Source organism: Halococcus qingdaonensis (assembly GCF_024508235.1).
In the GTDB taxonomy this organism is placed as follows: Archaea; Halobacteriota; Halobacteria; order Halobacteriales; family Halococcaceae; genus Halococcus; species Halococcus qingdaonensis.
On record NZ_CP101943.1, the window covers coordinates 1481829 to 1498620 of the forward strand.

Below are 16792 nucleotides of genomic sequence, written 5' to 3' on the forward strand. Positions count from 1 at the left end.
CCACTTCGACCCTGCGGAGGGACGATGTCAGACGTGTGGCTTCGCCATCAGCGCGTCGCGGGGCTGGTCGGCGAGCCAGTCGAGCAGCTGGACGAGCTGGTCGGCAGCGGCCTCGAACAGCTGCTCGCCCTTTTCCGCGGTGGCGTCGGTCTGGTCGCCGAGGACGCCGCTGTCGGTGTTATCGATCGAGTCGTAGAACGTCCGCGCGCCGTGGACCGTCATGCCTCCTTCGTCGAAGTCGACGAGCCCGTCGTCGCGGGCGGTCTCGAACTCCTCCTCGCGGACGAGATCGGGCGCGATGTGCTGGATCATGGCCGTCTCCTTCGGACCACCGTGGGGACCGTTCGTCGCGAACAGTTCGTCGACGAGCTCGGGGATCGAATCGTTCCACATCCACTCGATGGCGTAGGCGTCGCCCGCATCGCGCAGGCGGCGACCGACCTCTCTGAGGTGGCTGACGTTGCCGCCGTGCGCGTTGACGAAGACGATCCGGTCGATGCCGTGATAGGTGAGGTTGCGCGCGAGGCTCTCCATGTAGTCCCTGAACGCCGGCGGGTCGACCCACATCGTGCCGTTGAACTGGCGGTGGTGGGGGCTGACGCCGACGTTCACCGTCGGCGTGCAGAGCACGTCGGCCCGGCTGGTCGCCTCGTGAGCGAGCGATTCGGCGATGAGATGATCGGTCGCGAGCGGGAGGTGCGGGCCGTGCTGTTCGGTCGAGCCCACAGGCACGACCGCGAGCGATCGCTCGTCGATATCGTCGAGTTCCGGCCACGTCCGATCCGCGAGGTACATACGAAAAATCCGCCGGGCCAGGGGATAACAGTGTTCAATCGGGAACGAACGGGAACATCCTTCTATGGGGCCCGTGTTTTTCGACACATGGATCCGCTCGACCTCCGCGAGGAGATCCCCGTCCTCGACGAGGTCACCTATCTGAACACGGGCGCGGCGAGCCCCGCACCGACGAGCGTCGTCGACGCTGCGACCGACGAGATCGAACGCCAGCAGCACGTCGCTCCCGCGGCCGAGGGCGCGTATCCCGCGCTGTTCGAGACGTTCGAGGAGACCCGTGCGCGCGTCGCCGAATTCCTCGGAGCCGACACCGACGAGATCGCGCTGACCCAGAGCACCGCCGATGGGATCAGTCGCGTCGCGACGGCGCTCCCCTGGCAGGAGGGCGACGTGGTGGTGCGCACCGACTGCGAACATTCGGCCGGCGTGCTGCCGTGGCAACGTCTCCGCGACACGCAGGGGATCGAGGTCAGGGTACTCGAAACGGAGGCAGGCCGCATCGACCGCGAGCAGGCCACGGAACTGCTCTCGGACGCAGACCTGCTCTGTCTGAGCTCGATCACCTGGAACTACGGCACTCGCTTGCCCGTCGCCGAACTCACAGGGATCGCCCACGATGCCGGCGCGCGCGTGCTCGTCGATGCCGTCCAGTCGCCGGGACAGGTCGATGTCGACGTCGGCGAGTGGGGCGCGGATTTCGTCGTCGGTGCCGGCCACAAGTGGCTCTGCGGGCCGTGGGGTGCCGGCTTCCTCTACGTCGCTGACGAGGCGACAGACGCGCTCGTGCCCGAACGGGTCGGCTACCGGAGCGTGACCGATCCCGAGGGTGACGGCTACGAGTTCTCGGCGGGCGCGAAACGCCTCGAAATCGGCACGACCTCGCCAGCACCGTATGCCGGGCTCCAGGCGGCGATGGACGCCATCGACTCGATCGGGATCGAGACGGTCGAAGGTCGCATCGAGCGACTCACCGACCGACTCAAGGAGGGGATCGACGACGATCGACTACTGAGCCCACGCGAGTACGAATCCGGGCTGGTGACGATCGCCGCCGACGATCCCGCGGCCACCGTTTCACGCCTCGCCGACGCGGACGTCACGATCCGGTCGATCCCGTCGCCGGCGGCCGTCCGCGTCTCGGTCCACGTCTACAACACCGACGAAGACATCGACGCGCTCTGCGAGGTGCTCTGATGTCGTCGACGGAGGACGGTAGCACTAAAGGGTTCGACCGCAACGACACAGGCATGAACGTTCCGCAGCTGACGACGGTCGACGGGGCCTACCAGTATCTGATGGGGATCTTGCTGCTGCTCGTCGTGGTGTTCGGACTGTTCTTCGGCGGGATGTATCTCGGCTATCTCCCGTTCTGAGCCCTCCACGCCACGACTTTTCTCCGGAATCAGTCCGTCTCGGTCTCGGTCAGACGGACACCTTTGCCGGCGAGATGGCGGAGCTGGTTTCTGGCGAACTCCTCCTCGCGAGTGCCGCGGGTGGCGAGCACGTACATTTGCGAGTTACCCGACGGGCGCATCGTCCGGCCGGCACGCTGTGAGCCCTGCCGGCGCGAGCCGCCGAGCCCGGAGGCGACGATGGCGACCTCCGCGTTCGGCAGATCGATACCCTCGTCGCCGACCCGCGAGACGAGCAGTCTGCTTCGCTCGCCGCGCCGGAACTCGTCGAACAGCCGCTCGCGCTCGGGATAGTGCGTCTCGCCGCTGATGAAGGGGATATCGAGTGCATCCGAATACTCCCGGCCCTGGTCGAGCCACTCGACGAAGATCAGCGTCTTCGCGTCCGCGTGATCGGCGAGCAGCGAGCGTATCGCGTCGAGTTTCGCCGGGTTCGTACCGGCGACCTGCCGGCGCTCGTACCCCTCGACGCTCGCGTACTCGGTGCGATCCTCCTCCGAGCGCCACGGGACGTAGCGGAGTTCGACCTCGGGCTCGGCGACGAAGCCCGCCTCGAACAGTTTCGCCCAGTCCGTCCCGATCGGCGGGCCGATGAGCGTGAAGATCTCGCCCTCCTTGTCGTCTTCCCTGATCGGGGTCGCCGACAGCCCGAGGCGATGTTTAGCCTGGAGATCGGCGCTGCGGCGGTAGATGGCCGCTGGCACGTGGTGGACCTCGTCGTAGACGATGAGTCCCCACCGTCGTTCGTCGAACAGCTTGCGGTGGCGGTCCATCCCCGCGGTGCGGTAGGTGGCGATCGTCACCGGTCGGATCTCCTTCTCGCCGCCGTGGTACTCGCCGATCTGCTCGGGATCGAGGGAGGTGTGGGTGAGCAGCTGTTCGTGCCACTGGCCGGCGAGCTCGCGACCCGGCGCGAGGATCAGCGTCTCGCCGCCGATCTCGGCCATCGCGCCGATGGCGGCGATCGTCTTCCCGCTGCCCGGCGGGCCGACAAGCACGCCCGCACCGGTGTCGAGGAAGCGGTCGAGCCAGTCCTCCTGATACTCGCGCAGATCGACGCCGAGGTCGATGTCGAGCTCCGCGCCGCCTTCGAGTTCGCGCTGGTCCTGGACCGGATAGCCGGCGTCGTAGAGCGTGCGCTTGATCGAACCTTCCTTGCCCTCGACGACCCAGCTCTCGGTGTCGGAGATCGGCCCGTGGAGCTGGTCCGCGTCGAGTTTCTGGCGCGCGACGTTGCCCATCAGTTCGGGGCTCTCGGCTTCGAGGACCGTGTAGCCGTCCTGGTGGGTCGTCAGCGCGAACTTCCGGGCGCGCGTCCACTGGCGCTCGACCCACTCTTCGAGTTCCGGTGCGGGTTCGCCCAGCACGTCGCGCATCGTCCCGACGAGCCCGTCGATGTGGTCGTAGGGAGCCCACCAGACGTCCTCCTCGCGGATCTCGTAGATGTAGGCCTCGTCGGCCGAGTCGACGAGATGGGCGAACTGCGTGAGCTGCGCGCGGGTGAACTGTTCGGGCCGTTCGACGACGAGCTCGCGGCGTTCGGGGAAGACGACGACGTGCTCGGGATCGACGAAATCGGCGAACTCGCGAGGATACCAGACGACGGGGTCGTCGCCCACGTCCTGGCGGTCGAGTTGCCCAGCTTCGGCCAGCCGATCGAGCGCGTCGCTCGCGTCGGTCTGGCTGCAGTCGAGGACGCGCGCCACCGCGCTCGCGGTCGCCACGGGCTCTTCGAGTTCTTCGAGCGCCGCGCGGAACGTGGCGGCGGTGATGGCGGTCCCGTCCTCGGGCTGCTCGCTCGCGTTCGTGTCCGTCACTACTCGATAGCAGCGCCGCTGTGGACAAACGACTTCCGCCTCGCCGATCCTCAGTCAGTCGTCGAGCGGTTCGACGAACTCGATCACGTGGCCGTCGGGATCGCGGACGAACGCGATCCGCGTGCCGGCGGCCTGTACGTCGGTCGGTTCCTTGACGACCCCGTGGTGGTCGATCTCCTCGAAGACCCGATCGACGCTCTCGACGCTCACGGCGAGGTGGTCCCAGGCGGTGCCCGCTTCGAGCTCGTCCACTCCTTCGGTTTTCGACAGCTGGAGTTCGACGCCGTTCTCGGCGGCCAGATAGCGGTTCTCGGTCTCGCCGTCGGGCGTCTCGAACGACCACGACTCCGTGAAATCGAGCTCCTCGGTGTAGAACGCGACCGCACGATCCATGTCTGCGACGTTGAGACAGGGGTGAAGTAGCTCCATGGCACTCCGTGCGCCCCGCCGCGAATAAATCGGCTGGTCGCTCGCTTCGCCCCCGATCCCTCCCGCCACCCGGCGGATTTCACCACAGTGTGAACGTTTATCACGTACCCACACGATCGACCGTTATGGACGATCTCTTCGTCGGGCGGTTGATGTCGACCGATCTGCACACCGTGGCTCCCGAGACGCTCGTCGCCGACGCGGCGGAGTTGATGCTCGACAACGGCGTCGGCTCGGTCGTGGTCGTCGAGGACGGCGAGCTGCGGGGCATCCTCACGCGAACGGATTTCGTCGATATCGTCGCCAAGAGCCGTCCGAAAGCCGAGACACCGGTCTCGGACTACATGACCGCCGACGTCGTCACGACGAGCGCTCAGGACCCCATCCGCGACGTCGCGGACGCGATGACCGAGCACGGTTTCCACCACATGCCGGTCGTCAGCGACGAGGACGGCCTCATCGGGATGATCACCTCCAGCGATCTCGCGGCGTACCTCTCGCATGTCCAGACGCCGAGCCCGGCCTGAGCCGGACCCACCACTCATCCGAGGGCGTACAGTTAACAGCCACCAGTGTGAGTGGTTCACAGACAGGTGGATTGCGAGATGAGCACCGACAGTCGACGTGGTGACCGGAGTGAAAAGGGATGACCGAGCGAACGGCGGCGGGAAACGACACGCTCGACGTACACGAGAGCGACGATGGTCTGGTGATCCAGGCGACGATCGACCGGCCCGACGAGCGCAACGCGCTGAACGAGGCGGTGATCGAGGGGCTGCTCGACGTGCTCGCGATCGCCGACGAGGGACCGGCACGGGTAGTCGTCATCCGCGGTGCGGGCGGAACCTTCTGCTCGGGCGGCGATCTGAAGAGCATGGCCGCGAACTTCGGCGAAGGGCCACAGACCTATCGTGAGGGGTTCACGGGGCTATCGCGACTGATGGGGCGGCTCGTCGAGACGCGCGCGCTGACCGTGGCAGCCGTCGAGGGCTACTGTCTCGCGGGCGGGATGGGGCTCGCCGCGGCGTGTGACATGCTGCTCGCGAGCGAGGACGCCACATTCGGCACGCCGGAGGTCGATATCGGCCTGTTCCCCGCCCAGGCGCTCGTCCCGATTATGCGCACCGTCACGGAAAAGCGCGGGCTGAAACTGCTGTTCACCGGCGAGCATATCGACGCCGCGAGCGCCCACGAGATGGGGCTGACGACCGACATCGTTTCGGAGAGCGAGTTCGAGAGCGAACTCGACGAACTGGTGGACGATCTCGCAGCCTCCTCGCCGGTGCTGATCGAGATGGGCAAGCGGGCCTACTACACACAGCGCGACATGGGCTTCGACGAGGCCCTGTCCTACATGCGCGAGATCATCGCGCTGATCGCCATGAGCGAGGACACCGAGGAGGGGATCAACGCCTTCCTGATGGACGAGGAACCCGACTGGAGCGACCGATAGATGGAGGAACCATGACGATACGAGAGCAAGAATCCGTCAAAGGCAACGATCCCGATAGAACGATCATCTCGGCAGCGCTCACGGGCGCGCTCACCACCCGCGATCAGTGTGAAGAGATCCCCTACACGCCAGCGGAGATCGCTGAGGACGCCGCCGCGGCGCGCGAGGCGGGGGCGGCGATCGCCCATATCCACGCCCGCACCGAGAACGGAAGCCCGACGTTCGACACCGACATCTATCGGGAGATCCACGACGAGATCCGCGAGCGCACCGACATCGTCGTCAACTTCTCGACAGGTGCGCTCGACGCGCCGCCGGAGGAGCGCATCGAGTACGTTGAGGAGGTCGGGCCGGAGATCGCCGCGCTCAACATGGGGTCGATGAACTACGCGAAATACTCCGACAGTCGGGATGAATTCGTCTTCGACATGGTGTTCGAGAACCCTTTCGACGAGATCCGTCGGTTCGTCACCGCGATGGAGGAAGCGGGCGTGCGCCCGGAGTTGGAGTGTTTCGACACCGGCCATATCGGGAACACGCGACCGCTTCTGGAGCAGGACGAACTCACTCATCCGCTCCAGTTCAGCCTCATCATGGGTGTCCTGGGCGGGATCCCGGCGACCGTCGAGAACCTGGCTCATCAGGTACGCCAGCTCCCTGCGAGCGCGAACTGGCAGGTGATTGGCATCAGTCGGGATCAGTGGCCGCTCGTCGCCGCGGCGCTCTCGATGGGTGGCAACGTCCGCGTCGGGCTGGAGGACAACTTCTACCTGCCGGACGGCGAGATGGCGACCAACGCCGAACTCGTCGCGCACGCGGCCACGCTCGCCGATTCGGTGGGCCGCGAGCCGGCGACGCCCGACGAGGCACGTGCCATCATGGGGTTGGACTGATGGCGGGGCTCGGCCCAACGCCGCCCGTCGAGGAACTCTTCGCCGACGATCTTCTCGCGGCCGAGGTCGCACTCGTGACCGGCGGCGGGACGGGCATCGGCCGGGCGATCGCGCTTGCGCTCGCCGACTGCGGTGCGGACGTGGCCATCGCCAGCCGCGAGCTGGACCACCTCGAACCCGTCGCCGACGAGATCGAAGAGCGAGGGGTCGAGGCGTGCGCGACCACCGTCGACGTCCGCGAGTACGACGCGGTCGAGACGATGGTCGACACGGTGGTCAAGGAGTTCGGCGGCATCGATGTTCTCGTGAACAACGCGGGCGCGAACTTCCTCGGACCGAGCGAATCGCTCACGCCGGGCGGCTGGCGCGCGGTCGTCGGCACGATCCTGGACGGGACGGCCTACTGCACGTTCGCCGTGGGCGAGCACATGATAGACGAGGGTGGCGGGGCGATCGTCTCGATGGGTGCGACCAACTCCGTCAGGGGTGCGCCGTATCACGCCCACTCCGGCGCGGGCAAGGCCGGCGTCCACAACCTGATGCAAACCGTGGCAAGCGAGTGGAGCGAGCACGGCATCCGGGCGAACACGGTCGCGCCGGGGATCGTCGAAACCGAAGGCGTGACCGAGGCCGCCGGCGGCGAACTGCCCGACGCGTTCCTGGACGACGTGCCCGCCGACCGGTTCGGCACGCCCGCCGACTGCGTTCCTCCTGTACTCTTCCTCGCCAGTCCCGCGGCCGCCTACGTCACCGGCGGCTACTTCACCGTCGACGGCGGCCAGCTGCTCGCGCCGACGCCGTTCTGAGCGATCCAGAAACCGCGATCGACGAGCGAGTTCCGTGACCGTTAGGCGATCGGCGGCCATCGACCGATCATGCCCGGCGGAACGTACACCTTGCTCGTCGTGATGCCCGAGCGCACGACCATCACCGTCGGCGCGCTCGGCGAACACGTCTTCAATCCTGGCTGGTACGCCTACACTGGCAGCGCGTTCGGCACGGGCGGGTTCGCGCGTATCGAACGCCACCGTACGGTCGACGACGGCGAGAACGACACCCGTCATTGGCATATCGACTACCTGCTCGGTCACACAAAAACGACCATTGCAACGGTCGCGCGGACGGCCGACGCGGACGTCGAATGCGCGGTCGCCGACGTGCTTCCCGGCCAGCCGGTGGCGGGGTTCGGTGCCTCGGACTGTGACTGTGAGTCCCACCTCGCCTTCGACCCCGACCGCGAGCGACTGTGGCGGGCGATACAGGGCGCACACCGGGCGTTCGCACCTTAGAACAGGACGGTGCCGTGGTGGCGCGGACGTTCGTCGCGGCGCTTGGTGGCGAACGTGGCGAGGCGGGCTCTCAACTGGTCGCGCAGATCGCCGGCGGGGAGCAGTTCGTCGACCTCCATGTTCGAGGCCTGGGCCTCGATGTCGACGTAATTCTCGAACTCCTCCTTCGCGCTCTCGACGAACTGCTCGCGCGCCTCCCCGTCAAGCTCGGCGATCTGCTCGCCGAAGAGGGCGTGGACAGCCGCATCGGGTCCCATCACGGAGATCTCGGCGGACGGGAGCGCGAGCGTCGCGTCGGCCCCGAAGGCCGGTCCGCACATCGCGTAGATCCCCGCGCCGTAGGCCTTCCTGGTGATGACGCAGAATTTGGGTACTTGTGCGTTCGCCGTCGCGTAGATGAACTTCCGGCCCTTCCGGAGTACGCCTTCGCGCTCGACCTGCGAGCCGATCATGAACCCCGGCGTGTCGCAGAGATAAATGAGAGGTATGTTGAAGGCGTCGCAGGTCCAGACGAAACCCGCGCCCTTGTCGGCCGAATCCGGGAAGATCGCCCCGCTGATGCGGTTCGGCTGGTTCGCCACGATCCCGACTGGTCGGCCGTCGATGCGCGCCAGCCCCGTCACGAGTTCGGGCGCGAACCGGGGTTTGAGCTCGAAGAACGACTCCCTGTCGACGAGCCGATCGATGGAGTCGTGAACGTCGTAGGCCTCGTTCGGCGCTTCCGGAATCACGCCGTCGAGACCCTTCGGGTTCTTCAGCGGCGGAACGGGCGTGCTCTCGGGCGGTTTCTCGGTGTAGTTCTGCGGGAGATACGAGAGGAGGTCGCGGGCCGTCTCGGCGGCGGCCTGCTCGTCGGGAACGACGAGATCAGCGCTTCCGCTGCGGGTCGCGTGCACCTCGGGTCCGCCGAGCGACTGCATGTCGACCTCCTCGCCGGTCATCGCCGCGACGATGCGCGGCGAGGCGATCGCCATCCCCGAGATCCCCTCGACCATGATCAGGAAATCACAGAAGACCGGTGTGTACGCCGAGCCGGCAATGTCGGGGCCGTAGAGCACGCCGATCTGGGGCACCTGTCCCGAGAGCCGACACTGGTTGTAGAACATCCGCCCGCCGTGATAGCGACCCATGTGGGTGTCGCCCGGGTCGCGCTCGGTGGCGTCTAGGCGCGCGCCGGTCGAGTCGATCAGCCTGAGCATCGGGATGTCGAGCTCCATCGCGCGCTCCTCGATGCGGATGACCTTCTCGACCCCGTCCTGTCCGAGCGAGCCGGCCTTTACGGTGTAATCGTTCGCGGTAAAGGCCACCCGTCGGCCGTCGATCAGTCCAATCCCGGTCAGCAGTCCGTCGGCCGCGAGGTCGTCATCGTCGCTGTGGCGCGCGAACGTACCGTCCTCGTACTCGATCCGATCGAAGACCATCTCCAGGCGATCGCGAACGAACAGTTTGCCGAGATCCGCGATCTTCCCGTGGCCGCGTTCCGGCCCGCCCGTGAGGACACCCTCGATATCGTCGCGGAGGCGCTGTTCGCGGTCGGTCATCACCGTGCCGGCCTCGTTCCAGTCGCCCTCGCCGGCGTCGGCGACTCGTTCGCCGTCCGCGACGAGTTCGACCGATCGTCCGAGATGCTCCGAGACCGCGGTGGCGAGCGCGCGGGCGGTTTCACCGTCGATTTCCTCGCCGACGTCGATCTCCATGCATATGTCTCGCACCCACATGGTTTCAAACTACTGCGCCGTATCCGCGGTTGCCGTACCGCACAGTTGGGCGTCACGTTTATTCGCGCCACGGGACTCTCGGGGACAATGGCCCAACGCGAGCGGGCGACGGCCGTCCACCGCATCGAGTTCGATGTCGACTGGCCACCCGGCCACGTCGCGAGCTATCTCGTCGACTGCGAGCGGCCGACGCTCGTCGATGCCGGCATGCCGGGCGACGACAGCGAACGCCAGCTCCGCGAGGCGCTCGCGGCCGTCGATTACGAGCTCGCGGAGATCGACCAGCTCGTCCTCACCCATCCCCACATCGACCACATCGGCCAGACCAACGCCGTGATCGCGGCGGCCGACCCCACCGTCTACGCGCCCGTCGGGGTCCGCGAGCGGTTCGCGCGCGACAGCGACGATCTCGACGCCGTCGTCGAGGAGACCGCGACGCGCGCCGGTCTGACGGGTGACGACCACGAACGGGCGGTCGGGATGGCCGTCGAATCGCTCGAACGCAATCGTGATCTCCTCCCGCCGGCCGCGGTCGACGTCTGGGTCGAGGACGGCAACTCGTACGACATCGGCGGCATCCCGGTCGACGTGCTCCACACGCCCGGCCATCAGGCAGATCACTGCTGTTTCACGGTCGAACTCGACGGCGAGCGCGCGCTCCTCGCCGGCGACATGGCCATCGAGTCGTTCCGTCCCGTCACCCTCCACACGGGGCTCGATCGTGGCGTCGACGAGGCTATCGCGGCGTTTTACGGCGCGCTCGACCGCCTCGCGGCGCTCGATCCGGATCGCGTCTACCCCGGTCACGGCCCCGTTCACACCGATTTCGAGCACACTATCGAGCGCGACCGCCGGAGCCTCGATCGACTGCTCGACAACACGGTCGAATCGCTCGACGAGCCACGGACGGCTGCCGACGTCGTCACCCGACGAACGGACGACGACGATCCCACCAATCTCCTCCCCGAGACGGTCGCGGTGCTCGCCCATCTCGCTGCAAGGGGGAGAATCGAAGCAGAGGTCGTCGACGGCGTTCGCTACTACAGCCGCTGACGTCGCTCACGCACGAACACTTAATACGCCACGCGAGACGTGTCGTACCATACCATGGAGTATCACGACGGCGGCCCCCTTCGACGGATGGGCGACCTCCCGGCGATGGCGGCCCATCGCTACGGTGAGAAGACGGCATTCGTCGCCTTCGGCGAGGAACAGTCCTACAACGAACTCGACGACGAGGCGAACCGAGTGGCCAACGTCCTCACCGATCACGGCGTCGAACCGGACGAACGCGTCGGACTGTTCGTCCCGAACACGCTCCAGTTCCCGAGCGCCTACTTCGGGACGATCCGTGCGGGCGCGGTGCCGATCCCGCTCAACCTACGGATGGATCCCGAGACGCTCGCGTTCGTCCTCGACGATGCGAACGTCGACGCGATGATCGCCTCGCCGTTGCTCGCCGAGGAGGCGACGGGCCTCGCGGCGGCCGCCGGACTGGAAACGACGTTTCTGCCCGGTGTTGCCGAGGACGGCGTCGTCAACCTCTCGCACGAACTCGATGCGGCGGGCGACGAGTTCGCGGGGCCGGAACGATCGTTCGACGACGTGGCCTGCCAGCCCTACACCTCCGGGACGACCGGCAAGCCGAAGGGTGTGCTGCTGACACACCAAAATCTCCTCTCGACGATCGAATCGTACGATACGGGCGGTCTCAACGTCGACGCCGAGGATTCGGTGTTGCTCGTCCTCCCCCTGTTCCACATCTACGCGCTGAACGCGGTCATGGGCACGTTTCTCTACACGGGCGCAAAGATGGTGCTCCAGCCCCAGCCCGAGGCCCAGCCGATGCTCGACGCCATCGGTGAGCACGTCATCACCCACTTCGCGGGCGTCCCGGCGATGTACACGATGATGCATCGCGAGTACCGACAGCAACCCGACGAGTACGACCTCTCGTCGCTCGACAGCGTCACCTGCGCGGCCGCACCGCTCGCGGACGCGACCCGCCGGGAGATCGAGGAGGCCTGGGACGTCCCGATGACCGAGGGTTGGGGGATGACCGAGACGTCGCCCGCGGGCACGACCGAGCCCTCGCGCGGGGTGCGCAAGGCCGCGGGTTGCATCGGCCCGCCGGTGCCGAACATCGAGTGCAAGATCGCCGATCCGGCGACCCGCGAGACGCTCGTCGGCCCCGACGACCTCACTCCGTTCGTCGATCCCGAGATCGACTTCGAGGACGACGAGCGCGTCACCGGCGAGATCGCCGTCCGCGGCCCGCAGGTGTTCGAGGGCTACTACGAACGCCCGGAGAAAACCGAGCAGGTGTTCGACGACGATGGCTGGTTCTACACCGACGATATCGCGCGCGTCGACGCCGATGGCTACTTCTGGATGGTCGATCGTGCCGACGACATGCTGATCGTCGGCGGCGAGAACGTCTATCCCGCCGAGGTGGAAGAAGCACTCTACGACCATCCCGACATCGCTGAAGCCGCGGTCGTCGCCGCTCCTCACGAGGTGAAGGGCGAGGCCCCGGTCGCGTTCGTCGTCGCCGAAGACGGAACCGAGCTCGGCGAGGACGCCCTTCGGGAGTTCACGCTCGATCACGTCGCGAGCTACGCCCATCCTCGGCGGGTGTTCTTCGTCGACGAACTCCCACGGAGCGCGACGCGCAAGGTCCAGCGGTACAAGCTCGAAGCCGACGCCACGGAGCGACTCAACGAGCCCCTCCGATCGACCGATGAGGAGTTCTGAGCGCGGGCGAACTACCGTTGGCCCTCGTCGTCGGAGTTCGTAACGAGTGTCGTCGGATCGCTCGTGTCGTCGCCTTGCTGGTCGGTTTCCGACCGGCGTACGTCCGAGTGATCGCTGAGCGTCGAGATGTCCGCGACGGCCGTGCCGAGCAGCCGCTTGCCGACACGGATCACCTCGTCGTGGGTGAGTCCGTAGGCCCTCACGGCGACATACGCCGCGATGATCGGCAAAACGAGGCTGAAGACGAGTGTGACGGCGAGATGGAAGAGTACGCCAGCCGGCCGCACCGCCGTCACGGCGATCGGGACGAGCAGCACGAGAGCTGTCAGTACGCCTGCGCCGACCGCGAAGAGCCGCTGGCCCCAGTTGCGGAGTGCGCGCCGCGTCTCGGCGTTCAAAACGGCGTCAGCCTCAGTCATGTCGGTTCTTTCCCCTCTGCCATACTGGCCGCTACTCGCTCGTGCGCACTCAAAATTCCGATTGGGGCCGGACGGGAAATGGTGCGCTGCCCGCCCGCTCGAAACGGCGTGGAAACGTAGTGGCGCTCAGTTCTTCAAGATCACCTTGTCGTCGCCGACGGCGTCGATCTGCTCTTCGTCTATCGGGTCGGTGTCCTGGCCCGATGCATCGCCGAAACCGAGGCGGCTTTTGACCTCGTCGGTGAGGCCCGGATCGAACTCGATCCAGGCCGTGTCGCCCTCGACCTCGGCGACGACGCCGATCTGGTCGTCCCGGGCGTCGACGACCGGTTTCCCCTCGTCCTCCGCTGTGATGTTCTTCGGCATCGCGTTTGACATCTTGAGAGCCAGCGGCAAGTGCGCATGCCAGGTACTTGCAAGCATTACACCGATTTATCGATCGCTCGTCGGTGCTCGCATGGCATGACGAGATCGAAGAACGCCAGTCGTCCATCCGATCGGTGAAACCGCCAGAACTGGCCGCAGCACACTGCTAATCGAGATTCAATCCGCTCCGCCTCGGTCGTTCATCGCGTCTTCGAGGACACGCTCGACGAACGGATTTTTTCGTTCGGTGTACGTCTCCCGGTCGTCCGGATGTTTTTCCGCCAATTCCCGCTTCAGCGATTCGTACTCCGCCGCAATGTCGGCATTCTCGCAGAGGGAGTCTCGGAACGCGAGTGTTTCGGCATAGAAATCGCTGTCCCGCTCGGTGAGCGAGAGGTAATGCGTGCGGTTCGAGCGCGGCCCCTTCGCCAAGAACAGTCGTCCTTGAACATCGCCCGGTCGATGCTCATAGCCGTGCTCTTCGAGGAGCGGAACGAGCGACTCGCGGGCAGCGGAGAGATCGTCGAGCACAGCTAGCAGGTCGATGACGGGTTTCGCGGCAATCCCCTCGATGGCGGTGCTACCGACGTGTTCGTAGCCGTGGAGTCGATCGCCGGTGCTGGATTCGAGTCGGTCGACTTTAGTTTCGTACTCTCGTTTCCACTTCGGTTGGTGGGAAACGAGCGTGACGTTGCCGCGCTCCAGACCAATCATCAGTACCTCGCAAAGCTCGTCGGCTGACTGCTTCTGAGATGTGAGTTCGATGGAAAATCGGTGCCGAGCAACTGCTGGGAAAGACGATTCGGCATGGAGAGCATCGAGCCTGTCGCAGTCGGCGGCGGAACGCCGCCGACGCGACAGCGTTGCCACTCGACAAGCGGGCGGTCCTGATCGGTGGATCAGCGCTCGAAGCGCTCGTCAGGTGGCTTATTCGCGGGGACGGCCCGACGCACGTCGAGGGCCGTCCACGCTGCCCGCGTCACCATGCGGATGAACTCCTCGAACGACCATTCCCATAGGCGACGCCCGCCACGGCGGGGCGTCGCCACGTACTCCCAGTGCAAATACCGCCAGGCGTTCTGGAAGAGCAGACTGATCACGACGAACAGCAGCCGTTGCGTCGGATCAGTCGTTGTCGTCGAAATCGTTGTCTTCTCCGCGAGGCGGTAGCTCGATTCGATGCCGAACCGACGGCTGTAGTAGGTCCGCGCCTGTGAGGGCGTCTCGATGAACGGCGCGTCCACGGCGTAGCCGTGACGCGCCACGCCGTGCTCGTCGTATCGCCCGTTCTGGTACGTACAGTCGATGTAGACAGGAAATTCGACGGTCCACTCGTGACCGTCGAATCCCGTTTCGAGGTCGTGAGTGATGGTCCGACTCCACCCCTGACGAAGCTCCGTCTTGATCGCCGCTCCCCACTTGATGATCGGAACGACGTAGGCGTAGTTGTGCGCGTGCAGCAGCGTGAGACACTTGCCGTCGTAGAACTCTGAATCGAGATAGACAGCCTTGACCTCGAGGTCAAGGCCTTCGAGAAGACCGAGGAACTCCGCGAGGACACTGCTGGCGGTGTCGCCGTCTTCGAGACGGCGCACCGCCAGCGTGTAGCGTTTGTTTCGTACGCGCGCGTAGAGAGTAGCGTAGGCGTGGAACGCGGTCGTGCCACGTTTGGCTTCGGAGTGATAGAGGCCCTCGGTTTCGTCTTCATCACCGTAGTAGGGCCGCAGGTGGAGGTCAGCGACGACCTCCACCTGCTCGGGAAGAAGTTCGAGCACGTCGCGTTGGAGCAGGAGATTACCGACGGAAGCGACGCCGTCGAGATTGAACTTCGTACGGAGGTGATGGAGGACGTTAGTGCCAGAGGGAGCGTCTTCGCTATGCTTGCAGAGCGAAGAGATGGAGGTCCCGTCGGCGCACGCGCCGACGAGGACTTCGAAGATGTCGTCAGGGTCGATTTCAGCGTTCTCGCCGAGGGTGAGGGAGAACGTGCCAGTGAGAGTGTTGACGAGGAAATTAAGGAGCTGGTCCTCGTGGATTTCGTCGTCTGCTTGCTGTTTTGTGGTCACATCTCCAGCAAGCAGACGTCGCCACTAACCGGCTTTGCGAGGTACTGATCATGTGTTCCAGAGCGCGAGAACGGAAATAAGCCGCTCGTCCGAGCCGTCCTTCGATGAGCGGCACAACCACTATGAGTGGTGGACGCTCACAATGTCCATGGCTGCCTTCGAGACCGACGTACACGAGATGATCCGGGAGGCGACGCGGGAGATCGCCGCCGAGTACGACGCCGAATACTGGCGCGAGTGCGTCAACGAGAAACAGTTTCCCGAGGAATACTGGCAGGACCTCGCGGACAACGGCTGGCTCGGCGTCGCCATCCCCGAGGAGTACGGTGGGGAAGGGATGGGGATGCTCGAAATGGCGATCGTCATCGAGGAGCTCTCGCGCGGCGGCGGACAGGGCGGGATTATTTTCGTCCTCACACCCGTGTTCGGCGGCGTCGGCATCGAACGCCACGGTACCGAGGCCCAGAAGGAGGAGTATCTCCCGAAGATCGCGGACGGCGACATGCGCTTCTGCATGGGACTGACCGAACCGCGTGCAGGCACGAACACGCTCAACATCGACACCGAGGCCGAACGCGTTGATCGTGCCGGCGGGCACGCGGGCGACGAGTTCGTGCTCTCGGGCCAGAAGACGTTCATCAGCGGCGTCGAGAACGCCGACGAGATGCTACTCGTCGCGCGCACGTCCGAACTCGATCCCTCGAACCCCACCCACGGGGTCACGATGTTCCTCGTCCCGGAACCGGCCGATCAGGACGGGATCTCGCTGACGCCCGTGGAGACCACGGTGCCGTGGTTCGAGACCCAGTACCAGGTCGACATCGACGGACTGCGCGTCCACGAGGACCGTATCCTCGGGGCCGAGGACGGTGGGCTCTACCTCCTGTTCGATACCCTTAACACCGAGCGCATCGGCGGCGCGGCGAGCGCTCTCGGAGGCGGACTGCGCGCGATCGATCTCGCGGTCGAGTACGCCAACGACCGTGATGTGTTCGGCCAGCCGATCGGGAGCCATCAGGCCATCCAGCACCCGCTGGCCGAGCACTACGCCAAACTCACCGCCGCCCAGCAGCTCACCTACGATGCCGCCGCCAAGTGGGACGACGGCGAGGACTGCGGCATGGAGGCCAACGCGGCCAAACTGCTGACGAGCGAGTTCGCCACCGAGGCAGCCTCACAGGCGATCCAGACCCACGGCGGCAACGGGTTCACGCCCGAGTACGAGGTCTACGACCTCTGGCAGAACTCCCGGCTCACCCAGACCGCGCCCGTCTCGAACGAGATGGCGAAGAACTTCATCGCTGAGCACCATCTCGGCCTACCTCGGTCGTACTGAGCACGATGAGATTTCGGGGGAAGAGGCGATCGACCAGTGCCGGGT

General features: G+C 65.8%; 18 protein-coding genes. 10 read left to right on the top strand and 8 right to left on the bottom strand.

Annotated elements, in window-relative coordinates; all coding sequences use genetic code 11:
- Window positions 1–27: 27 nt before the first annotated feature.
- Window positions 28–795, bottom strand: a complete 768-nt coding sequence (locus NO363_RS07630) for a creatininase family protein (protein ID WP_256684117.1) — start codon at window positions 793–795, stop codon at window positions 28–30.
- Window positions 796–882: 87 nt separating this feature from the next.
- Here NO363_RS07630 and NO363_RS07635 point away from each other — a divergent pair, with 87 nt between their 5' ends.
- Both NO363_RS07635 and NO363_RS07640 read left to right on the top strand, forming a co-directional pair.
- Window positions 883–1989, top strand: coding sequence for an aminotransferase class V-fold PLP-dependent enzyme (locus tag NO363_RS07635; protein WP_256684118.1), 1107 nt, complete (start codon window positions 883–885; stop codon window positions 1987–1989).
- A complete protein-coding gene (locus NO363_RS07640) occupies window positions 1989–2168 on the top strand; it encodes a hypothetical protein (protein WP_256684120.1) in 180 nt (59 codons plus the stop codon). The genes NO363_RS07635 and NO363_RS07640 overlap by 1 nt, the downstream gene beginning before the upstream one ends.
- A gap of 29 nt (window positions 2169–2197) precedes the next feature.
- Here NO363_RS07640 and NO363_RS07645 read toward each other — a convergent pair whose 3' ends face one another.
- Window positions 2198–4024: a DEAD/DEAH box helicase gene (locus NO363_RS07645; RefSeq protein WP_256684121.1), complete on the bottom strand. Its 1827-nt coding sequence runs from the start codon at window positions 4022–4024 to the stop codon at window positions 2198–2200.
- 54 nt (window positions 4025–4078) lie between these two features.
- Entirely contained in the window at window positions 4079–4453 is a 375-nt protein-coding gene (locus NO363_RS07650; RefSeq protein ID WP_256684122.1) for a VOC family protein, read from the bottom strand.
- A 125-nt stretch (window positions 4454–4578) separates the two neighbouring features.
- On the opposite strand from NO363_RS07650, the gene NO363_RS07655 reads away from it, so the two are divergent.
- The 5 genes from NO363_RS07655 (at window position 4579) to NO363_RS07675 (ending at window position 8088) form a co-directional block, all read left to right on the top strand.
- Complete coding sequence (locus NO363_RS07655; RefSeq protein ID WP_256684123.1) at window positions 4579–4980, top strand: CBS domain-containing protein; 402 nt, start codon at window positions 4579–4581, stop codon at window positions 4978–4980.
- Window positions 4981–5099: 119 nt separating this feature from the next.
- Entirely contained in the window at window positions 5100–5906 is an 807-nt protein-coding gene (locus tag NO363_RS07660) for an enoyl-CoA hydratase/isomerase family protein (protein WP_256684124.1), read from the top strand.
- An 11-nt stretch (window positions 5907–5917) separates the two neighbouring features.
- Window positions 5918–6799 (top strand): beta-keto acid cleavage family enzyme, encoded by an 882-nt coding sequence (locus NO363_RS07665; protein ID WP_256684125.1) that lies wholly within the window; start codon window positions 5918–5920, stop codon window positions 6797–6799.
- Window positions 6799–7605 (top strand): SDR family oxidoreductase, encoded by an 807-nt coding sequence (locus NO363_RS07670; protein ID WP_256684126.1) that lies wholly within the window; start codon window positions 6799–6801, stop codon window positions 7603–7605. Before NO363_RS07665 ends, NO363_RS07670 begins: the two co-directional genes overlap by 1 nt.
- A gap of 69 nt (window positions 7606–7674) precedes the next feature.
- Window positions 7675–8088 (top strand): GIY-YIG nuclease family protein, encoded by a 414-nt coding sequence (locus NO363_RS07675; protein ID WP_256684128.1) that lies wholly within the window; start codon window positions 7675–7677, stop codon window positions 8086–8088.
- Here NO363_RS07675 and NO363_RS07680 read toward each other — a convergent pair.
- The gene (locus tag NO363_RS07680) at window positions 8085–9785 is read right to left on the bottom strand and encodes an acyl-CoA carboxylase subunit beta (protein ID WP_256684129.1); all 1701 of its coding nucleotides are present in this window, start codon (window positions 9783–9785) and stop codon (window positions 8085–8087) included. The genes NO363_RS07675 and NO363_RS07680 overlap by 4 nt on opposite strands.
- A 108-nt stretch (window positions 9786–9893) precedes the next feature.
- Between NO363_RS07680 and NO363_RS07685 the strand changes: the two genes are divergently transcribed.
- Both NO363_RS07685 and NO363_RS07690 read left to right on the top strand, forming a co-directional pair.
- Window positions 9894–10859 (top strand): MBL fold metallo-hydrolase, encoded by a 966-nt coding sequence (locus NO363_RS07685; RefSeq protein WP_256684131.1) that lies wholly within the window; start codon window positions 9894–9896, stop codon window positions 10857–10859.
- Window positions 10860–10913: 54 nt separating this feature from the next.
- The gene (locus tag NO363_RS07690) at window positions 10914–12560 is read left to right on the top strand and encodes a class I adenylate-forming enzyme family protein (RefSeq protein ID WP_256684133.1); all 1647 of its coding nucleotides are present in this window, start codon (window positions 10914–10916) and stop codon (window positions 12558–12560) included.
- An 11-nt stretch (window positions 12561–12571) separates the two neighbouring features.
- Here the strand turns inward: NO363_RS07690 and NO363_RS07695 are convergent, their stop codons facing one another.
- The 4 genes from NO363_RS07695 to NO363_RS07710 all read right to left on the bottom strand — a co-directional run bounded on the left by NO363_RS07695 (window position 12572) and on the right by NO363_RS07710 (window position 15411).
- Window positions 12572–12979 (bottom strand): hypothetical protein, encoded by a 408-nt coding sequence (locus tag NO363_RS07695; protein ID WP_256684135.1) that lies wholly within the window; start codon window positions 12977–12979, stop codon window positions 12572–12574.
- 126 nt (window positions 12980–13105) lie between these two features.
- Window positions 13106–13345, bottom strand: a complete 240-nt coding sequence (locus NO363_RS07700) for a DUF8593 domain-containing protein (protein ID WP_256684136.1) — start codon at window positions 13343–13345, stop codon at window positions 13106–13108.
- A gap of 177 nt (window positions 13346–13522) precedes the next feature.
- Complete coding sequence (locus NO363_RS07705; RefSeq protein ID WP_256684138.1) at window positions 13523–14059, bottom strand: GrpB family protein; 537 nt, start codon at window positions 14057–14059, stop codon at window positions 13523–13525.
- 185 nt (window positions 14060–14244) lie between these two features.
- A complete protein-coding gene (locus NO363_RS07710) occupies window positions 14245–15411 on the bottom strand; it encodes an ISH3 family transposase (RefSeq protein WP_256684140.1) in 1167 nt (388 codons plus the stop codon).
- Window positions 15412–15559: 148 nt separating this feature from the next.
- Here NO363_RS07710 and NO363_RS07715 point away from each other — a divergent pair, with 148 nt between their 5' ends.
- Window positions 15560–16747 carry an acyl-CoA dehydrogenase family protein gene (locus tag NO363_RS07715; RefSeq protein WP_256684142.1) on the top strand — a complete coding sequence of 396 codons (1188 nt, stop codon included), beginning with the start codon at window positions 15560–15562 and terminating at the stop codon, window positions 16745–16747.
- The last annotated feature ends 45 nt before the right edge of the window (window positions 16748–16792 follow it).